We start from the raw sequence: 21,109 nt of genomic DNA on the forward strand, positions 1-21,109 counted from the left end.
GTTCAATAGGTGGCAAGCACATTCAGGAACCAGCCCCGGCTGCGGTAAGACAGGTCGGTCAGGTCATCGGAATACTTGGTGAAGTTGTATCCCACCCCAACCTTCACCCCCTTGCCAAGGTGGCGATAGACACCGAGGAGCATGCCGGCTTTTGCATCCTGCGCCTCCGTGGCGCGCAGGTTGCGCCATTCAATCAGGGCGTCCCACTCCTTGACCAAGTGAAGATCCGCCCGGAAGATCAGAAGATCAGCACGGCTGGAGAACCACTCCCCGCCGGCAACCGGCATTTTCAGCTCGCCGATGCGGAACGCGTATTTGGCGCCGACGGAAAGCCACGGCTTCACGTCGTAAATCGTGTCGACGGAAAACACCTGGCTGCGCTGCGCGTAGTCGGCCGCCTGGCCCGAAGGGGTCAGCTGGCCCGCGGTCGGCACGTTGTGCAGGTTGGTGTACTTGAACAGGGTGTTCCAGCGGTCGTTGTCAACCGGCCGGTAGGCGCTGCCCAGCACAAACTCATGGTAGTTACCGTCGACAAAGGCCCCCTGGCTGTTGCTTGAACGCGAGACATTGAGCTTGCCCAGCACGCGCCAGGCAGGGTCCACCTGCATGCCCACTGTGTTGCGCATCAGCCAGGTGGTACGTTCGCCGGACACATTGCTCCGGTCGTTGCGCCACTCAAGATTACCGCCGTATTTCAGGCTGTCCTTTTTGTAGCCGACAGAGCCACCGAGCGCACGGCGCCTGAGGTCACCAGCCAATGGGTCGGACACGGTTCCGAACTCGACCTTGGCGCCCCAGTTCCAGCGGTCATTGGGCGACCAGTCCATGCCAAAGGCTTGCGTCAAGCTTTGCGGGCCGGCCCCATTGACTGCACGGCCCTCGCCGAACACCCGCAATTGATCGGACACGCGGGTGCTTGCACCAGAGACCAGCGTCCCTTGGCGGCCGCGCCACGCGACATCCGGGCTTTCTGTTTCCATCGTGTACGCCAGATAGGCATTGCTCCGGTCGGAGATGCGGTAGTCGGCGCCCAGCTTGCCGCCGGCGCCCATGCTGCCGCCGGATGCTTCGCCGCTGAGCTTCACGCGTTCGCTGACTTGCAGTGCGCCACCCAGGCCGACGCGGTTGTTGGGGTCGCGCGTATCGTCACGCTCCAGCGTCCCCTGAACGTAACCGTAAGCTTCCCAGTTTTCTTTTTCGCCGGGTTTTCCACCCGCACGATCAGGCCGGTAATCCGCCCTCACCTGCGCATCCGTGCGCGATCCGGTCTGGGAAAGCAACGGACTGGCATTCGGCGTGACATTGGAACGATCGTCCGCACGGACCCCGACAGCGACTTCCCATTCGCTGTTCAGCGTCTGCCGCACCGCAAGCTCGGCGTTCTGATTATTCTGCAGATCGCCGTCGCGCTTGTCTGCCTTGACCAGCACGCGCGTGCCCGGAGAAAGCTCCACATCGGCAGCGGCACCGGCCTGCCGGACCGCCTCGCCGCCTATGCCAATCTGCCCTGGGGCCGAATAACCGCGGTCACGGTTCTGGACATAAGAGGTGATCTTCCCCTTCATGCTGTCGGTGACTTCGGCGAGATCCACCGAGCCTTCCAGACGTTCTGCGCCGGCCGACTGGATGCCGCCGTTGCTCAGCGTGTTAAATCCAAAGCCGCCATCAAGAGAGGTTTGGGCCCCATTGCCCGGCCCCTTTGAGCGTGCCGCCTCAAACTTCAGCCAGGTGCCAGGCTTGTAGCGCAGCGTCCCGTCGATTCCCTTGAGCGTCTGGCTGGATCCTGTTTCGCCCTGGTGGTAGCTGCTGGCGCCCAGCTGCACATGGTCGTTCAGCCATTGGCTCGCGCGAATGCCGGTCGACAGGTTGTTGATGGCCGTGACGCCGGGCGCAAACTCGTATGTCGTCACGAGGTAGACCGGCTGGCCGCCTACCGCAGACGCCATGATCAGGCCGGCGCCGGCGCCAGTCGCGGACAAGGGCGACTGCAACAGAATACGGCCTTGAAGGTAGTTGATCTCGTAATCCTGCGTAGGTGCGAGCTCGCGGCGCTCGATCACCATGCCGGAGTCCTTGTCGCGGACCTCGATCCAGACGCGCTCCGAGCCCTGTGTGATGTCGAGGTGGCGCAGGTAGTACAGCGAGCCTCCCGTGCCGCGAAACTCCTCGCGCGAAGCCAGCGTTCCCGGATCGGCGGCAAAAGCATCAATCTGGGTCTGTTTTTCGCCATAGGCCGTGGCATCTTCAGAGCGGTAGCGTACCTGTGCGCCATATAGGCCGCGTGAGTATTGCATCAGCTCCGTTCCGCTCCACGAAGTCTGGAAGTTACCCCACATGACGTGCGAGTCGCCTTTTTGCAGTTTGACAAAAAACTTGCCCTGCGTCGGCGCATCATCCACCGTTGTGCTGTCATCGCCGTAGACGGGGTAATAGAGGTTGGGGTCAATACTGCGCAGAAGGTATTTGGGATCCTTGCTGGAGAAGTTGGAAAACAGGTCCTCGACAGGACCTTCCCGGGTATCGGCCGAAGCCGTCAGCAGCCATTCGCCCTTGATTTTCCCCTTGAGGTAAAAAGCGGCGCGGCCATCGACATACACCTTGTCTTCGTAGTGACTCATGTCACCTGTCACCAGTTTCGCAGGCCCGGAGACATTGTTTTTCCCGACCGTCAAATCCCCTAGTGCCAGGTAAAACCAGTCATCCGCGGCGATGTTGAGGTTGCGGCGAAAGGTGCTTGCGCGCCCGTCCGACTCTTTCAGCGTCACCTCTACAGACTGCGGACCTGCCGGCATGATTTGTTTCATGGCGAACTTGCCCTGCGCATCGATCGGCAGCTCCAGCCCCAGCGCTTCGATACGTTGGCCCGGCTTGAGATTGGTACCGTTGACCGTGACCGTGCCCCCGGTGACCGGAATATTGCGCAAAGCCAGGCTGTTTTCGCCATACCCCGTCAGCCGCTCGCGCTCGAGCTTCTCCGCATCTTCATTGACCGGCATGGCGCGCGCCAGAAGGTTCAGGGATTTCAGACTGGTCTCGTCGAAACGCCCCTGGGCGTCATAAACACGCAGGAGGTAGAACACCTGGTCGCCGGCTGTGTTGGCCGGAACGGTCCAGTTGAGCGCGCCTGACCATGTGATGGGCACGACCTCAAAAGGATGCTCCTGTGTCTTCTGCCCTGCACGGAAAAGCCGCAGTTCGGCCTTTTTGATCCAGGGAATGTAGTTTGACCAGGCCCGAAACTCCGCCACCTCGCCCTTGACCGCTGCGTTGGGTGTGGCCCAGGCATTCATCACCGGCGCAATGGCCAGGCTGTCATAACGCACCTGGATGTCAGCCTTCTCGAGCGCGACGTCGGCGCACCGCTGGCCATCTGCCTCATTGGGAATCTCGGAGGCATTGATCGGCTCGCCATCAATCGTGATGCGAAACGGCACGGTGGACTGCCCCACGGCCTGTGGCGTGCAGGGCTTGGCGGCCGCCAGCGGAACAGGAACGCCCGCCGGCGCTGCGGCATCGAACCACACGCGCAGTTCGACGCGGCGATTGCGGGCCATCCCTTCAGACGTTGCGTTCGATGCCAACGGTTTGTTCTCGCCTGCACCTTCGATCGAATAAGTGATGGCGGGATTGTTCAGCTGCTGCTTGAGATAGGCTGCAACCGCCAGAGCACGGGCCTCAGAGAGCCCCTGGTTATCCCTGAAGATCCGCCTGGTTTCAGGCGCCAGACGCTGGTTGTCCGTGTGCCCGACAACAGCAATGCGCATGCCTGGAGACGATGCCCCCCTGGCGCGTATCTCGGCGGCCAGCGCTTCGATGGACGCTTTGGCGGCGGGCAGCAACTCGGCCTTGCCCGATACAAAAAGGCTCAGGCCGCTGGCTTCTTCCAGCGCCTTGTTGACGGAGGCGACGCTCTGCGGCACCTGTGCGGCGCGGCTGCGCATGCCTGCCGCCTCTTCCCGCGTAACGCCCGAAGGCAACGGGTAGCTGATGGCCGGCTGCACCTCCGAAGGCGGAGGCGCCGAGAACAGGTCGATGCGGCCATTGTCAATTCGCTTGCCGCTGACTTCGGTAGCGGCCCATACAGAAGACCCTGCACAAAGGACGCTGACGGCTACTGCAATGGTGTGTGTACGGAAATTCATTTCGCCGACTCCAGCTCGGTTTCAATCATCAAGGGATGGAGGGGTTCACTGTCTGTTTCCGCGCGCTCCTTCTTTCGCCTTTCCTTCCACAAGGTCTGTATCCGGTCACTGATCGCCGACACGCGTTTTTCCGCAAGCCCTGCCGCCTCGGCGCCTCGGTGATAGGCAATGCGCAGGATGGATGGACGTGTCGCCAGTTGCGAAGGCAGCTTTTCCAGCACCGCGAGATACGCAGGCTGCAACTCCGTGCCGTCGTTCAGGAATGCAGCGCCGGAGAGTTCGAGCCGGACCACACGATGGACCGTCGCGCCGAAATTGAGCTTCACCATCTTGCCGCGTGTCACCCGGACATCACGCGGGTTTTCGGTTGTCAACCGATAGCCCGAAGGCAGGGTTCTTTCGTCCACCTTCATCACGAAGTTGGAACCGCGATCAGCGTTCGGGATTGCCGCGCAAGCCACGTGGAAGCGTCCATCATGGTCGCTGGTAACCAGCAACCCGCGCGCAGTTGCAATGCGGACATTCGCGATGCCCGGCTCCCCCTCGTCCTGGTAACCATTGGCGTTCTTGTCGTCAAAGACCTTGCCGATGATGTCGGAGCAATCGAAGGTGGGATCGGGGACCACACGCACCGTCGCTGTGGCCGTGTTGGACACCTGGGCGTTGACCAGCGCATTGCGGGCTGCGACCTGATTAACGTAAGTACCTTCCGACACACCGCTGCCGACCACCAGCAGCATGCGCAGTGTTTTGCGCTCACCTGCGGTAAACGTCTGGCCGGCCCAGGTGAGGTTGCGTCCGCTCACCGTGGGCTCAAGTGCCACGCCATTGAGCGATGCCGAGCCGGTGCGATACCTGAAGCCCGCCGGAATCACATCCACGATGTTGATGTTGCCGAGCACCGCATTCAGCGTGTTGGTCGCCGTGATGTTGTACGGCACCAGGTCGCCACGGACCACGTTGACCAGCGGTGTGCTCTTTGTCATCACAATCGCGCCACCCAACACCGGGTCCAGCGGGATATGGTTGTTCAACACGTTGGCAGAGCCTGGAACTGCGGCGAAGGTGAACGTGTAGAAGTACTGGGTCGTGGCCGCACCGCCCGCAAGGGCCAGGGTGTTGTTGGGGCAAGCTGCGGGGTTGTGCAGCGGCACGCCCGCTGTGGGTGCGAAGTTGCTGTTCTGCACCAATGCCGGGTCTGGGCTCGGAGGCGCCAGGCCCACGCCCAGGGTCGCGGTACAGGCCGGAATAATCGCCGACGGACCGGGCAGGTAGCCCGGTGGCGACGTCACCGTCAGCGTGTACAAGGTCGCGCCTGCCGGAGCGCCGCCCAGCAACAGGAACTGGTAAGAACCATCAGCACCGGTGGTCTGCGTCAGGCTGCCGCCAATCACGTCGGCTGCGGTGAGGCCTGGGGCCGAGAGTGTGACGATGGCGTTGGGTACAGGCTGACGGCTGACCGCGTCATAAATCACCCCGCTCGGATCCAGCGGCAGGCTCTGGGCCAAGGTCGTGGTGCCAGCGGTTAGCGTAAGGCCTCTTAACGTTCCGTCGGTATTGTTCGCACCGGCCGGGTTGGAGGTCGAATTCACCTGTCCATTCGTATAGGGCAATCCGGTCTCATTGGGCACTGGGCGTCCATAGATGCGCCCGCTTGTGGGCTCCCGAAAGCGGATCTGGTAACCCGAGCCCGGCGCCACGCTGGGAAAGCTGTAAGCGCCGTTTGCGTCGGAGGTGGTGGTACCCACCACCACGCCGCCGAGTGTCAGCTCGACGATCCAGCCCGGGACCAATGGTTCACCTGGGTCCTTGATGCGGTCATGGTTGAGGTCGCGCCACACGCTGCCCTGTACCGCCGCCACATCGGAGATCGCCGTGGGGTCGGTTGCCGTGTTGTTGCCGGAAAAGCCGCTGGGCTCATTGCCGCCGGAAACCACCGCCGTGTTCACCAGGACCTGTCCGGACAAACCGGCAGCCACCGCAACACGCACCGTGATAACGGGCGCCGTCGCCCCGGATGCGATCACGCTGTTGGTGTTGCAGGTGACGGTTGTGGCGGTGTTGGAGCAAGACCACGTTGCGCCGCCATTGACGGCAGCTACAGTCATACCCACGGGCAAGGTGTCGACCACCGTCACGGTGGCGGACGTCGCCGCTGCACCGACGTTGGAGACGGTGATGGTGTAGAAGCCCGTGCTGGATCCCTGGGCGAAGCTGACCGGCGCGTGCGTTTTGGCGATCGCAAGATCAGGCGCATTGCCCGGGATTTCAGCGAAATTGTTGTCAGCCGACACGGCGTTAGCGGTGGCGAGCGGAATGTTCGAGATCGAGGACACCGGATTGGCTGGCAAGGTCGCCGTTCCACCCGTGCTACCGGCAATGGTCTGGCCATTGGTCGTGCCCGTCGCCTGGGGCAACGGCTGTGTCACGGTATAGGTACCCTGGGCCAACCCGGTGAAGCTATAGGTTCCGTCGGCCAGCGTGACTGTTGACCTGGAGACAGCGAGCCCATTGATGTCGGTGCCCGTCAGATTGATCGTCTGTCCGCCGATGCCGTGATCGCTTCCATTCATCAGGCCGCTGTTGTCATAGTCCAGGAAGACCTTGCCGGAAATCGTGCCGCCATTGGACACCTCGGCGAAGTTGTTGCCGCTCGAAACCGTATTGGGCGGCAGCACGATGCTGCTGATCCGGCTCGGTGTGACGGCCGGTGTGGTCGCCGTTCCGGGTGTTCCGCCATTCGGAACAGCACCCGCGGTGGTAATGCCGTTGGAGGTGCCGGCGGGTTGTGCGGGCTCCACCACGCTGTAAGTTCCAGGCAAAAGATTGCCGAACGAATAGTTGCCCGTCGCGTCGGTGACCGTGGTCGCGATCAGTGCATTGCCTGCGTCCCTGAGCTCGATGGTGACGCCTGCGAGCGGATCGTCTGCGCCGTCCTGTGCGCCGTTGTTGTTCAGGTCCTTGAACACTTTGCCTGAAATGGTCGAAGGAACGACTTCGGCAAAGTTGTTGTTGGCGGAGCCCGAAATTTCGGCGGCTGCGCCGTCACCATTGAGAACCACGTTGGTGATCTGGCTGGTGGTAGCCGTGGGGTTGGATGCCGCACCGGCTGAACCCGTGCTGCCATTGATGCCACTGATGGGGCCGGCGGTCGTGATGCCGTTGGTGGTTGCCGCGGGCTGCGCTGGCTGGCAAACGGAGTAGCTGCCGGCTGCCAGTGAGGAGAACAGGTAGTTGCCGAGCGCATCGGTGGTTCCTGTCGTCAGCAGTGCGCCACTGCAGTTTGCGCCGCTGCGCAGTTCAATGCCGACCCCGGCGATCCCCGTGTCGGTGCCGTTCTGAAAGGTGCCGTTGGGCGTGACGTTGTTGTCTCTGAAAACCTTGCCGGAGATGTAGCCAAGGGTGCTGATCGTCAACGTCGCATTGGCAGGCGCCTGGTTGTTGCCCAGATTCGTTTGCAGGGCACCGGCGGGAATGTTGTTGGTGTGTACGCCAGCCGTCAGCCCCGTCACATTGACATCAATCGTACAGCCACCTGCGGGGACCGTGCCGCCGCTATTGAGCCTCACGCTGGTGGCGTTGGCGGCAGCCACGACAGTTCCACCGCAGGAGGTCGTCATGCCCGGAGCTGCCGTCAAACGGATCTGGCCGGGTGCCGTCGGCAGGACGTCGTCAAAATCCGCGCTCAAGGTCATTGCTGCGGCGTTCGTGTTGCCGATGACGATGCTCAGGCGCGATACGCCGCTCGGTGGGATCACCGCAGGGGTGAACTGCTTGCCGACGGTCGGCGGGGTGGAGGTAATGAGCTGTGCGCTGGTGGGCTCCTGGTTGGTGACGCCCTCGGTGGTAGTAATGCTCCCGGTCGGGATGGTGTTGGTGTACACGCCCGAAATGTTGCTCAGAACATTCACCGTGACGGTACAGAACCCATTGGCTGCGAGTGTGGCCCCGGTCAGGCGAACGCTGGTGGCGGACGCTGCGGCAACAACAGTGCCGCCTGCACAGGTCGTGGCCGCAGCTGGCGTAGGCGCGACGACAAGTCCGGCGGGCAATGCGTCCGTCAAGGTCATGCCGTTGAGCTGTGTGTTGTTGGGATTGTCGAAACGAATCGTCATCACCGACACCGCGCCAGGCGCCTTGGTGTCGGACCCGGTTGTGAACCCGACAGGATTGCCTGCATCCAGTGTGCGGGCGCTGAAGGCCTTGTGCACCACTACCGGTGACTTCGCGCGCAGCGTATCGCTCGTAGGCTGGGTGTTCGCCAGGGCATTGCCGCCCGCGCTTGCCGTCAGTGCGTTGGCTGGAATGGTGTTGACATAGTCGCCTTGCGCCGCCACAAAGACGTCGATTTCCACCTGGCAGGTTGCTGGCACATTTCCGGCCGCGGCGACGATGATGCCGCCCGAAAGTTGCACCGTGTTGGCCGTCGAAGAGACCGTCGCACCCTGACATGTCGTCGTCGGATTCGCGCCACTGGGAACAGTCACGCCGGCCGGCAAGGTGTCGGTGACCGCCAGGTCGCTGACGGGCTGTGAAAGCGGGTTATAGAAAGTGATGCGCAAGCGGGACCGGGTACCCGGCGCCACCACGTTGGGCGTGAACTGCTTGACGATGCCAATGTTCGTGCTGATCGCCAGGCTGGTCGTTGCCGGGTTGGCATTGGTCAGGTTCTGGTCGGTGATGATGGCACCGGGCGGAATGGTGTTCGTGTTGCCACCGGTTACGGCAGACGTCACGTTGACCGATATCTGGCAGGTCGCGTTTACCGCCAGGTTTGCCCCTGACAGACGGACCGATCGCGCGCCCGCCGCAGCGGTCACAACCCCGCCCGGGCACGTCGTTGCGGTTGCCGGGGTAGGTGTCACCACCCACCCATTGTTGGTGCCGCCTGCAACACCGCCGACCGTGAAGTAGTCGGTGATGTCCAGGTTGGTAACCGCCTGGGACCCGTTGGATAGGTTGATCGTCAGCCGGCTCACCTGGCCGGGGAAGGCCAGGGAACTGATGGAAGTCGTTTTGCTGACGGCCAGGCCGGTGGGGGCATTGAAAAGCAGCGTGCCGACAACGGCGGTGACATTACGCACGCCGCCGTCCGCGAGGATGCCGTTGGGAGGGATGCTGTTGACCCAGTTCGCGGCACCTGTTGCCACCACATCAAACAGGAAGGCGCAATTTCCGCCGCCCGCCACATTGGCACCGGTCAGGGTTGCGCTGCCTGCCCCTGCAACAGCCGTGATGGATGTGCTTCCCGCGCAGGTCGTCTGCGCATTGGGCGGGGTGGCCAGCACCATGCCCGCCGGGAGTGGGTCGGTCACACTGACGTTTGTCAGTGCAAGCGCGCTCGAATTCAGGAGCTGAACCGTGACCGTTGATTTGCCGCCCGAGGACACGCTGGGTGGATTGAAGCTCTTGTTCGCGGTCAGCGCGGAGGTGTAGGTCAGCTGGGGGGTGTTGGTTGATACCGTACCCAGTGTGTGTGTCGTGCCGTTCCCGTAGGTTTCGGTGCCGTCGACCGTCGCGGTGTTGTTATAAACGCCGGCCGGCCCTACGACATCCACCTGCAAGTTACAGCTGCCGTCCGCACCCGTGCCGTTGTTGGCGCGAGCCGGAACGGTGCCGCCAGTGATGCCGATCGAAGTGGAACCGGCAACCGCCGTGATGGCGGGGGCGCCGCAGGTGCTTGCCGCGTTGGCCGGATTGGCGATGCGAAGCTGCCCCCCACCGCTGGTTGCCAATTGCAGAGTATCCGAGACCGCAACGTTGGTCAGTGGGTTCGCCGACTTGTTCGTCAGCGTGATGGTCATGCGGACAATGGTTCCCTCGGCAAACGTGCTGGCGCCGGGAGAGGACTGGGCAAACGCCTTCGTTGCAGCGAGCACGGGCGGGTTGGTGCCTACGCTGGTGGAGTTGGAAGCACCCCCGTTGCAAGTGGCGCCGCCGTTGTAGCAAACCCCACCGGCAGCGATGACGTTGTTCGAGGTGGCCACCGCAACAGTGGACGCCATGGCCCACATGGTGATGGTGCAGGCACCCGGTACGCTGACACTGGTGCGGGCCGGGACGGTGTCAATGGTAAAGACCGGCGCATTGCTGCCCAGTGCGCTCGCAGAGTTGACGTTGCCGCAGCCCGCGCTGACAGTCGGCGTGTAATTCAAGCCGTTGATCGTGCCGGTGAGGAATGTCTGGCCGTTGGTGAAGTTGTCCGTCACCGATACGGTATTGATCGCACCAGCGCCGAAGTTTTGCACGGTGATCTGGTACTGGATCGGGTTGCCCGGCGCCACAGGTGTCGTGGGTTGTACCGATTTGAGAACACGGAGGTCGTCGGCAACCAGGATGGTGGCCGATACCGCCTGGCTCTTGATGGCGGGATCGCCCACATCCACGGCGCCTTGGGGGATGCTGTTGGTGTAGGTCACCGGCACGCCGTTCACCTGAACAGCTGCGGTGAAGTTCACTGTCACCGTGCAGCTGCCATTGGCGGGAATGGTCCCGCCGGTCAGCCTGACGCCTTTGTTGCTGTTGATCGCGGCAGCGGCGCCGCCCGCACAGCTGGTCACCGCCGATGTGACGTTTAACCCTTTTGTCGGGTCGACGCCACCAATCCCGTCGATCGGCGTGTCATCAAAGGTGGTGACAGTCAGTGGCGTATTGCCGCTATTGCTCAAGGTGAGGGTAAGAAAGCCCGTGGCACCGCTTGAAAGGGAGGTGCTGGGCGTAAAGCCCTTGGACACACCGAGCGGAGACCGGACCGTCACGCTGGCCTGCGCATTGGCCTGGGCGGGCAGTCCAAGCACATTGGTGAAGTCGGTGCTCCGGTTGATGATGTTGTTCTGGGCACCGGTCGAGAACTGGCCGTTGGTCTGGTTCGCCTCCACATTCACAACGAAGGTGCAACTCCCGTTTGCCGGCAGATCTCCGGTGCCGGTCACACTGGTTGCGCCCGCTGCCGGTGCGGGATTGAAGGCCGGTACCGGACCGCTGGTGCAGGTTGCATTCGCGCCGGGCGTTGCCGCGACCTTCATGATGGCGCTGCCACCGAGCTGGGGAAAGTTATCGGTGATGCTGAACCCGGAAATTGCCACCGGGTTCGGGTTGACCAGCGTGATGGTCAGAGGTGTCGAAGCGCCTCCCAGTACCAGCGTCGAGCTGGTGAATGCCTTCGAAATTTGCGGTTGCTGCAGCGCCCGCACCGTAAAGGTCTGCGACACGTCTCCAACGTTGCTTCCGCCGGTACTGGTGACCGCGCCATTGAGGATTTGATACGCATAGGAGGTTGCGTTGCCGGTCGAGGTGCCGACCGTCACCGGAATATCGATGACACACTGGCCGTCAATCCCGCCGGCGGCGGCAGGTATGGTGCCGCCAGCCAGGGCAAGCGCCTGAGTTCCCGGGTTGGCGGTCAAAGCCCCACCGCAACCATTTATGGCCGCAGACGCAACGCTGAGGCCGTTGGGCAGAAGGCCAGGCAGGCTGTTGCTGAAGTCCACGTTGGTGGCGGGCACCGGATCGCTGTTGGACAAGGTAATCCGCAAGGTTGCCGTCTCGCCGGGATACATCCCTTGCGCCGGAATGATCGCGGTCACCGAAGCCGTCAAGGCTTGGGCCGCAACGGGCATCAATCCAATGGCCAATCCGAGAGCCGCAGCACGAAGCAAGGAGCCGGCAGAGGCTTTCGCCAGAAATTTCGAGGACAACATAGGCAGTTCGACTCTTTGAATGCTTGGGAACCGTGCCGGTAGGCAGTCCGCAGGAGCACCGAGTCAACGCTGGCAGAGGACGTACAGCGTTCACTCGGCATGTCTCATGTCAGACAACATACTGGTAACAAACAGTACGAAGATTAACTATGTTGCGATTTTTCTAATACTAAATTTACTACTTTGTTAGTCTGATGTGACAGAAGTGGAACTTTTTAACAACCCTATTAGTTGTATATGTTTCCTTATGTAATTTTTCGTTGTGCCGATGCAAACCAAGTGGACATTTTTGGCAGCAGGCGGAAATACCCGAAGAAACCGCTGTTGAGCCAGGCATGACTGCGGCTTTGTGAACGGAATCCCTCACAACGGACAGAGGGCGGTATCTACGGCCCATGCAGCTCCCGCAAGCGGGAATGGCCAATAGCACCAGTGCGACACGCGCCGTACATGCACCGGCTGTCGAACGCAGACAGGTTGCCTGCAGCAAGGGCTGCGCCTTTGAGGTTCGTCAGCCCTGATGCTTTTTCCTTTTGGATGGGTGTCGCCGGACCCTGGAACGGCCACTAAATCCGGACTTCGGGAGTCCGACCTTCACACAGCGCAGGTCAACCTTCTCGCTGAGCTTTCAAGGGATTTTTTTTGCGCGCTGACGTTGGGGCCGGCGCGTCTTCCACCAGCGCGCAAGGTGCACCCTCAAGTCCTGATGCGGGTGGGTGATGCGCCGGATCGCGCCGGCATAATCCAGCGCCAACCCGGGTGTCCACGCGATCGATTCGGCACGCACCCGAACGCTTCCGGCCAGCCACATGTCTGGGTGAAAGGCCAGGCGCAGCAGGGTTCGCCAGAAAGGTTTGTCGGCAAATACACCTTCCATCGCGGCGTCGATAGCCTCGGTCACGACCACCGAGCAGTTGCGATGCGTCAGGTTATAGGTGTCGTCCTGACGGTACGCTTCCCAGAATGACTGCAGGTGGCCGCGGTTAAACAGGCGAAAGCGGATGCGAAAGGTTGAAGGGCGCGTCGCACCGGCTTCCTGCTCATAAGAAGGAAGCCACATGCCTGGATGGTCGTTGCTTTGTGTGGCGCGCACCTGGTCGACAATGTTGCGCTGCGTGATGGTCAGGCGCACGCGTGGATGGTGGCTGATATACAGCTGCGGCCCGCACTCCAGCGCGACATGGCCGGTAGTAACGCTGCCCTTGCGGGAGAGGGCCGCGATGTACCGGTCGACCAGCGGAAGCCGGATGCGTTCTTCGCTTTGATCCACGGCGGTCCAGATGTGAATCACCATCTGTTCGCCGGACATGCTGGCACCTGCGTGCGGGGGGGATAGCGGCGTACTGGCACCCATCTCCCTTTTCCTTTTATAGAGCTCGATGGCCGCAAGCCGTGACCCCGGCGGCAAGCGTTGCAGGCGCCAGGCGCCGCGCATCACGACGTAGCCGCCCGCCATCAGTGCAAGGCCGGTGCAAAAAGACACGTTCATCGCGGAAGGCAGGGGCCAGTCGGTCACCAGCAATATCGCCATGACCAGATAACCCCAACCGATGATGTTGGAGATGCGCCAGTTCGGATACCGGATCAAAAGACTTGACGCAATGCGGACCAGTCCATTGAAGGTAAATGCGGCGGCGAAAAGAACGGCTGCAGCAATCGAATTGTCCCAGGGGAAGTCCAGCAGCAGACAGGCAAACACCACCATGGCCGCGCCGCGCAACATTTCAAAGCGCCGCCGCGCACGTGTGTGTGTGGTGCCTATCACCAGTTCCACCAGCCCTTGCAACAGCAACACGGCGCCGAACACCCAGCCGGCCATGTCGGTCACACCATCGACCAGGTCTATCAGCACCACGACACCCAGCAACACCGCGAGCAGGCCCGCCACCAGAAAGATCTTCCAGCGCTTCACGAGCGCATCGCCGCCAAAAAGGGTTAGTGCAAGTCTGAACATGTTGGTACGGTGGCCGCCGGGGCCGTGCCACGCGTCAAGGGAATGCGTAGCTCGCAGCGCCCAAGCTTCACTTCAAAGAGGGGAAATCAACCACGTAGCCATTCATGGGCAGGGTGGCGCGCTGAATGGCCTGCTGCTGCGGCAATGCCGTCCACACCACTTTGCCCTGATCGGTCACGTCCGTAGCAACCCCCCTGGCCGTAAACGCGTCGATCACGTAGGGCACCCCTTGCGATGACAAGGGGCCGATGCCGTCCGACACATGGAAATGCAGGTGCGGTGCAGTGGTGTTGCCGGAATTTCCCAGCAGCGCCAGCACCTGGCCGCGCTTGACGCGGTCGCCGACACCCACCTTCAGCGAGCCCGGCTGCAGATGTGCATAAAACGCGTAGTAGCCACGTCCCAGGTCCAGGATCACATGGTTGCCCGTCACGTTTTGCATGGTCGTGTCGGGCGGCAAGGCGTTAGGCACCCGCTCAGGCAGCCCGTCGAGCACGGAAACCACTTTGGCATCCGCTACGGCAATCGCTTTTTGCCCATAGGTCGGCCAGTTTTCGTTCTTGTTGCTGTCGCCGTTGCTTTGCTGCGAGTTCGCGTCTATCTTGATCCAGTCGATTGCAAACCGCTGGCTGACGTAGAGAACGCCGTTCACCGGGATGCCGGCACGCCGGTGCGGAACCTCCCTGCAGCAGCCATTGAACGCAACCCAGCCGGAGCCCTCAAGCGGAGGGCCGATCAACGGCGCGGGCCGAGTGCTGACAGACACGGTGCCACCGGTTTGCGACGTCTGGACAAGGCCTTCACTCGCAGGTTTGACGGCGGCCGTGAGCCTGACTTCAGGTGCGGAGGTCACCACGCGATGCGACAGGGCTTTGGGGAGAGCCTGGCCGGCCTCCAGCACTACGTCAATCCAGAACAAACCGGCCTGTGCCGCGCCGATGCTGTCACCGCCCGCGCCGTCCAGCAACGAAAAACTGCCCGCAACATCCGCCCCGGCGACGGTGGTCAACACCTTGCCGGAAGCGGCATCCAATACCTCCAGCGATACCAGCTTGACCGGCGCGGCCCGCGCATTGGTGACCTGCAGCTCGTAGTCGATGTGCACACGCCCATCAGCGCCGCGAAAAGGCACGGGGCGTGAGGCAGCGCTCAGCAGTACGGGCGTGTTCTGGTCGTGCGCACCGGCAAATTCCAGGTTGTTCAGTCCGGGTTTGGGTCCTGCCGCAAAGGCGTGCAGACTTCCGGCAAGTACCAGCACGGCCACAAAAAAACGACGCATGCGATCCTCCTTGTGATGGCGGGGCCATCATAGCGCCAAGCATCGCACCGTCGAAGCATAAAAGGGAGCGTGCCGCGCGAAGGAATCCCGCGCGGCATCAGAAGGGAGACTCAACGGGGCAAGCGCCCACACAAGCAGGCGCACTAAAGCTTGCGCCTTCCGGTCTCTGACTAGATCAGCGGTTGCTGTAGCCGGGAGACTGCTGCTGCGTGACCACGGGGGCCGGCGGCGGTTTGGGGCCGTAACTGGCGCCGTCCTGGGTCCGCAAGGTCGCCCCTTCCACCGTCACGCGGCTGCCAACACTGGGAGCTTGGGCAACTTCTACCAGGCGGTGAGAACCGTCTTCCATGCGCACGCCGACCTGGTAAACCGTTTCCTTGCGAACATGCCCTTCGATGGCGTTGCCGGCGAAACCGCCACCCACCGCACCCAGGATGGTGGCTGCCGTACGCCCACCGCCATGGCCGACCTGGTTACCGAGCACGGCGCCCAGCACGCCACCCGCCACAGCACCTACGCCAGGGCCGGCCGGCTTGGTGGAGCGCTCAACCGGCGTCACCGATTCCACCGCGCCGCACACATGGCACACAGGCGCCGGCGCTACGGCGACCGGTGCAGGGTAAGGGGCCGGCGCGGGCGAAATGCCCGCATAACTCGGGGCGGGTGCCGGTTTTGGTGTCGGCTTGACCACTTTCTTGGTCGGCACGGGCGCGGGCTTGGCGGGTGCGGCAACCGGCTTTTCAGCCATGTCGTCCGCCGCATTGCTGGCCGCGGCCATGGGCGGCGCCACTAGCGGCGCGGCTTGCGGTGCTGCGAGTGCCACCGGCGTCGCCGTGACCGGGTTGCGCATCTGGTAAATCATGGTGCCGCCCATGGCCAGAACGGCCACTCCCAGTATGCCGACGGCGGCCCACAAGGGCTTGCTGGCCGACGGGGCCTGCTGGCCCGGCTGAAGAGTTTCGGTGGATGTGTTCATGGCAATTCCCTCTGGTGAAATCAATCGGTCCCGTGGCGGGAGTTCATCTATGGTTGTTCAACGTTTCCCATGCCGCGAAGGTAAACACGCTTTGGCAGGCGGCTGTGTATTTATGTAAACGCAGGTTATTTTCCGGCAAAGTCGCCGTAAACGCGAATTGCAACGGCAGCCCTGAAAACTGTTCACGGTTTGCACCGCACCGTGAACGGCTTTTCAGAGATTCGGTGCCAGCAGGCGCTGCAACTCGCCGGCCTTCAGGCCGCGCCGCTTGGCCAGGTCCTGCAGCTGGTCGTCGCCGATCTTGCCGACGTTGAAGTAGGCGCTTTGCGGGTGGCTCAGATAAAAGCCGCTCACACTGGCCGCCGGTGTCATGGCCAGGCTTTCGGTCAGCGCCATGCCGACCTCTTCGGCCTTGAGCAACTCGAACATTTCTTTCTTGACGCTGTGGTCCGGGCAGGCCGGATAACCTGGCGCCGGGCGTATGCCCTGGTATTTTTCGGCGATCAAGGCTTCGCTGTCCAGTGACTCGGCCGGCACATAGCCCCACAAATCCTTGCGTACGCGCTGGTGCAGGCTTTCGGCAAACGCTTCGGCCAGGCGGTCAGCCAGCGCCTTGAGCATGATGGACGAATAATCGTCGTGGTCATCCAGGAAGTACTTTTCCTTTTTCTCGGCGCCAATGCCTGCCGTGACGGCAAAAAGACCGATGTAGTCCGGAATTTTTGAGATGTTTTTGCCCGCAGCGCCCGCATATTCAGCGCGAGCAGCTATCAATTCAGGAGCAAGTACCTTGGGTGCGACAAAATCAGCCAGGCAACGGCTGGGGCGCATCACGCCGTCAATTGCGGTTTTTTCGGTTTGCTGGCGCAGGCCGTACCAGGTCATGGCCACTTCGCTGCGCGACTCGTCGGTGTAGATCTCGATGTCGTCGCCCACGCTGTTGGCGGGGTACAGCGCCATCACGCCGTTGGCGGTGAGCCAGCGGCCTTCGATCAGGCGCTTGAGCATGCGCTGCGCGTCGGCGTACACGCGCACAGCCTCGGTGCCCACCACCTCGTCTTTCAAAATGGCCGGGAAGGCTCCGGCCAGGTCCCAGGTCTGGAAGAAAGGACCCCAGTCGATGTACTGGGCCAGCTCCGACAGGTCGAAGTTCTTGAACACGCGGCGGCCAATGAACTTGGGCACGGGCGGTGTGTAGTGGGCCCAGTCCATTGACGTGGGATTGGCGCGGGCCTTGGCCAGCGGCCACATCGGTACCTGCTTTTTGTTGGCGTGCTGGGTGCGCACCTTGTCGTAGTCGGTATACAGCTCTTCGATGTATCTGGCGGCCTGGTCGGACAGCAGGCTTTGCGCCACGCTCACGCTTCGTGACGCATCGGGCACATACACCACCGGGCCTTCGTAGTGCGGGGAGATCTTGACGGCCGTGTGCACGCGGCTGGTGGTGGCGCCGCCTATCAGCAGCGGAATCTTCTTGATGCGGAAATGATCGTCCTTTTGCATCTCGGCGGCCACATACTGCATTTCTTCCAGGCTGGGGGTGATGAGACCCGACAGCCCGACGATGTCGGCGCCTTCAACCTTGGCGCGCGCCAATATTTCATGGCAGGGCACCATCACGCCCATGTTGACGACTTCAAAGTTGTTGCACTGCAAGACCACCGTCACGATGTTCTTGCCAATGTCGTGCACATCACCCTTGACCGTGGCGATGATGATCTTGCCTTTGGTCTTGACGTCACCGCCGGCGGCTTCGAGCAGCAGCTTTTCGGCTTCGATGTAGGGCAGCAGGTGCGCCACGGCCTGCTTCATCACACGGGCGCTTTTGACGACCTGGGGCAAAAACATCTTGCCCTGGCCGAACAGGTCACCGACGATGTTCATGCCGTCCATCAGCGGGCCTTCGATGACGTGCAGCGGCCGGCCGCCCTCCGCAAGGATCTCCTGGTAGACCTCTTCGGTGTCAGTCACGATGTGCTCGTTCATGCCGTGGACCAGCGCATGCGACAGGCGCTGGCGCACCGGCAGGGCACGCCATTCATTCTTCTTGCTGTCGTCCTTGGCGCCGCTCCTGGCAGTCTCGGCCACTTCAATCAGGCGTTCGCTGGGCGTGAGCTCAGGCTCGCCCGGCTTGTAGACCGGTGTGCGGTTGAGCACCACGTCTTCGACGCGCTCGCGCAGCACAGGGTCCAGGTCGTCGTACACGCCGACCATGCCGGCGTTGACGATGCCCATGTCCATGCCCGCCTGGATCGCGTGGTACAGGAACACGGTGTGGATGGCTTCACGCACCGGGTCGTTGCCGCGAAAGCTGAAGGACACGTTGGACACGCCGCCAGAGACCTTGGCGCCCGGCAGGTTCTGCTTGATCCAGCGCGTGGCGTTGATGAAATCGACCGCGTAGTTGTTGTGCTCTTCGATGCCGGTGGCGATCGCGAAAATGTTCGGGTCGAAGATGATGTCTTCGGGCGGAAAGTCCAGCTCGTCGACCAGCACGCGGTAGGCGCGCTCGCAGATTTCGACTTTGCGCTCATAGGTGTCGGCCTGGCCTTTTTCATCAAAAGCCATCACCACCGCTGCCGCGCCGTAGCGCTTGAGCAGCTTGGCCTGCTGCCTGAAGGGCTCCAGACCCTCTTTCATCGAGATCGAGTTGACGATTCCCTTGCCCTGGATGCAGCGCAGGCCGGCTTCGATGACGCTCCACTTGGAGCTGTCGATCATGATGGGCACACGCGCGATGTCGGGCTCACTGGCGATCAGGTTCAGGAAGCGCACCATGGCGGCCTGGCTGTCCAGCATGGCCTCGTCCATGTTGATATCGATGATCTGGGCGCCGTTTTCGACCTGCTGGCGGGCCACGGCCAGCGCCTGCTCGTATTCACCGTTGAGGATCATGCGGGCGAAGGCCTTGGAGCCGGTGACGTTGGTGCGTTCGCCAATATTGACAAACAGCGTGCCCGCGCCGATGGCGACCGGCTCCAGGCCGGACAGCTTCATGGGGGGAACATTGGGCAAAGATTCAGTTTCAGACACGGACTCACCTTGAGGCAAAGGTGAGCGTCGTTGCCGCAGGGGCCGCCGGAAGCCGCCGCCTGTAACCCAAGCCTGACGAACGCTTGTGTTCGCTGCAACGCTCCTTGGGTTACCATCATTTTAAGGGCTGAACGCCGCCCGCGCCATATCCTTGCACCAATGGCAAGAGATACCAACAAAAGTCCAGGGGATAGCCGGAGCCACCATGTTTGAAAACCTGTTCGGCAGAAAACAGCGGGGAACGCCCGATGCGCCCGAGTCCATGCGTCCCAAAGACCGCATGCGGGCCATTGAGGGCTCCAGCACGGCCGAGCTTGCCGCCAGGCTGCTGATTGCACCAACCGCCCTGATGCAGCTCACGCCCGAAGAGGCTTTCACTGTCGTCAGCTACATGACGCCGCGCAGGATTTCCGAGGGAACGACCTTCATCCGCGAAGGCGACAAGAGCGATACCGGTTATATGGTGCTGCTGCTCGAAGGCGAAGTCACTGTCGAAAGCATTGTGGTCAGCCGCCGCACGCCGGTCACCATCACGGTGCTGGGCCCCGGCAGCCTGATCGGCGAAATGGGCCTGGTCGACGGCCAGGCGCGGCTGGCGTCATGCACTGCCAGCAGCGACGTGAGCTGCGCCGTGCTGTCGCGCGCAGCGCTTGAAAAAATGGGGGAAGAGCAACCGGTGACTGCGGCCAAACTGATGTTTGCCGTTTCGCTGCGCATCGCCGAACGGCTGCGCGACACCAGCGAAAAACTCAAGATGTACAGCCAGCTGGTACAAGCCATGCAGCAGGAAATCGACCGGCTGATGCCGGGCTGATTTCCGTCTGGCAGAAAAGCGGGGAAGGCGCCAGGCTAGCCGCCCTTTCCGCCCTTTCGATTTAGTCGAGCTTGATTTTGGCGACCTTGATCAGGCGTCCATAATCGGCGTGCTCTTTCATCACCATGTAGGCAAAGTCGGCAGAGCTCATGGGGCTGGGGGTCGCGCTCATGCGTGCAAACTTTTCTGCGGTATCGGGCGTGTTGAGCGCGTCGGCGAATGCCCTCTGCAGCTGGTCTGCCGTGGCTTTGGGGAGGTTGGCCGGGCCAAAGATGCCGAACCAGGTGCTGATGTGAAAGCCGGGCAACACGTCATTGATGGTCGGAATTTCCGTGAAGCTGCTGGAGCGGTTGATGGTGGTCACGCCAAAAGCGACCAGCTTGCCCGACTTGATGTTGGCGCTGGCAGAGGCCAGGTTGTCGAACATCAGGTCGGTCTGGCCGGACAGCAGGCCAGCCTGCGCCTGGGCCGAGCCGCTGGAAGGCAGGTGCACCACGCTGATCTTGGCCAGGCTTTTAAACAGCTCGCCCGCGAGGTGGCCGGCGCTTCCATTGCCGCCGGAGGCATAGTTCAGCCGGCCGGGATTCTTGCGTGCGTAGGCAATCAGGTCCTTGGTGTCCTTGATTTTCAGCCGCCTGGCCGTCTCGGCATTCATGACCAGCACGTTCGGCACCCGCGCCACCAACGTGATGGGCGTGAAGTCCTTCAATGCGTCGTAGGGCATGTTTGGGTAGAGCCATGGGTTGATGGCATGGGTGGCCACCGCCCCCATCACCAGCGTATGGCCGTCTGCAGGTGCCTTGGCGACGAGGGCCGCACCCACGTTTCCGCCGGACCCCGGCCGGTTGTCAACCGTGACTTCGGTTTTGAGCAGGGGACGCAGCTTCTCGGCCAGGATGCGCGCAGCGTTGTCCAGCGGGCCGCCGGCTGGATAGGGCACGACGATCGTCACCGGTTTTTGGGGCGACAGTTGTGCATGGCCTGCGAAAGCCGTCATCGCCAACGTGAATGCCGCTGCGGCCTTGATGAATAAACCCACCTTCATGATTTCCTTGGTTGTGTTGTGTTGCGTTGTTTTGCCGAACCATCAACGCTGCAGGGCGCAGCGCCGGAGAATGAAAACAGGGTTCGGCAAAGGGGCCTGACTATAGCCGCGAAATATGACTTTTCGGGACATCGCCGGGCACGTCATCTCATATGTATACTTATTA

General features: G+C 62.0%; 8 protein-coding genes and 1 riboswitch. Of the genes, 1 reads left to right on the forward strand and 7 read right to left on the reverse strand.

All coding sequences use genetic code 11. The features are described 5' to 3' along the window. Positions 1-2: 2 nt before the first annotated feature. From AC1DU8_RS19960 to metH, 6 genes are all read right to left on the reverse strand, one after another. Positions 3-4,142, reverse strand: a complete 4,140-nt coding sequence (locus AC1DU8_RS19960; RefSeq protein WP_477727177.1) for an OmpA family protein — start codon at positions 4,140-4,142, stop codon at positions 3-5. Continuing rightward, positions 4,139-11,842: a beta strand repeat-containing protein gene (locus tag AC1DU8_RS19965; protein ID WP_477701551.1), complete on the reverse strand. Its 7,704-nt coding sequence runs from the start codon at positions 11,840-11,842 to the stop codon at positions 4,139-4,141. Before AC1DU8_RS19965 ends, AC1DU8_RS19960 begins: the two co-directional genes overlap by 4 nt. A 628-nt stretch (positions 11,843-12,470) precedes the next feature. After that, the gene (locus tag AC1DU8_RS19970; protein WP_477689677.1) at positions 12,471-13,796 is read right to left on the reverse strand and encodes a DUF308 domain-containing protein; all 1,326 of its coding nucleotides are present in this window, start codon (positions 13,794-13,796) and stop codon (positions 12,471-12,473) included. A 67-nt stretch (positions 13,797-13,863) separates the two neighbouring features. Then, positions 13,864-15,075 carry a M23 family metallopeptidase gene (locus AC1DU8_RS19975; RefSeq protein WP_477689678.1) on the reverse strand — a complete coding sequence of 404 codons (1,212 nt, stop codon included), beginning with the start codon at positions 15,073-15,075 and terminating at the stop codon, positions 13,864-13,866. Positions 15,076-15,250: 175 nt separating this feature from the next. Further along, entirely contained in the window at positions 15,251-16,051 is an 801-nt protein-coding gene (locus AC1DU8_RS19980) for a glycine zipper 2TM domain-containing protein (RefSeq protein ID WP_457281755.1), read from the reverse strand. 213 nt (positions 16,052-16,264) lie between these two features. Beyond that, positions 16,265-19,084, reverse strand: a complete 2,820-nt coding sequence (gene metH, locus AC1DU8_RS19985) for a methionine synthase (RefSeq protein WP_477689679.1) — start codon at positions 19,082-19,084, stop codon at positions 16,265-16,267. 15 nt (positions 19,085-19,099) lie between these two features. Continuing rightward, positions 19,100-19,196, reverse strand: a riboswitch (S-adenosyl-L-homocysteine riboswitch). Positions 19,197-19,289: 93 nt separating this feature from the next. Here metH and AC1DU8_RS19990 point away from each other — a divergent pair. Further along, positions 19,290-19,898: a Crp/Fnr family transcriptional regulator gene (locus AC1DU8_RS19990; RefSeq protein WP_457281758.1), complete on the forward strand. Its 609-nt coding sequence runs from the start codon at positions 19,290-19,292 to the stop codon at positions 19,896-19,898. Between the two features lie 61 nt (positions 19,899-19,959). On the opposite strand, the gene AC1DU8_RS19995 is transcribed toward AC1DU8_RS19990, so the two are convergent. Beyond that, on the reverse strand, positions 19,960-20,943 hold the full coding sequence (locus AC1DU8_RS19995; RefSeq protein WP_457281759.1) for a Bug family tripartite tricarboxylate transporter substrate binding protein: 984 nt from the start codon (positions 20,941-20,943) through the stop codon (positions 19,960-19,962). Between the last annotated feature and the right edge of the window lie 166 nt (positions 20,944-21,109).

It is taken from the genome of Polaromonas sp. P3_A5 (assembly GCF_056403055.1).

What these genes read in the sequence shown, in the direction of transcription:
- AC1DU8_RS19980 (WP_457281755.1), bottom strand. Translation starts at nt 16,051, where the DNA reads ATGAACACATCCACCGAAACTCTTCAGCCGGGCCAGCAGGCCCCGTCG.
- AC1DU8_RS19995 (WP_457281759.1), bottom strand. Translation starts at nt 20,943, where the DNA reads ATGAAGGTGGGTTTATTCATCAAGGCCGCAGCGGCATTCACGTTGGCG.
- AC1DU8_RS19965 (WP_477701551.1), bottom strand. Translation starts at nt 11,842, where the DNA reads ATGTTGTCCTCGAAATTTCTGGCGAAAGCCTCTGCCGGCTCCTTGCTT.
- AC1DU8_RS19970 (WP_477689677.1), bottom strand. Translation starts at nt 13,796, where the DNA reads ATGTTCAGACTTGCACTAACCCTTTTTGGCGGCGATGCGCTCGTGAAG.
- AC1DU8_RS19960 (WP_477727177.1), bottom strand. Translation starts at nt 4,142, where the DNA reads ATGAATTTCCGTACACACACCATTGCAGTAGCCGTCAGCGTCCTTTGT.
- AC1DU8_RS19975 (WP_477689678.1), bottom strand. Translation starts at nt 15,075, where the DNA reads ATGCGTCGTTTTTTTGTGGCCGTGCTGGTACTTGCCGGAAGTCTGCAC.
- AC1DU8_RS19990 (WP_457281758.1), top strand. Translation starts at nt 19,290, where the DNA reads ATGTTTGAAAACCTGTTCGGCAGAAAACAGCGGGGAACGCCCGATGCG.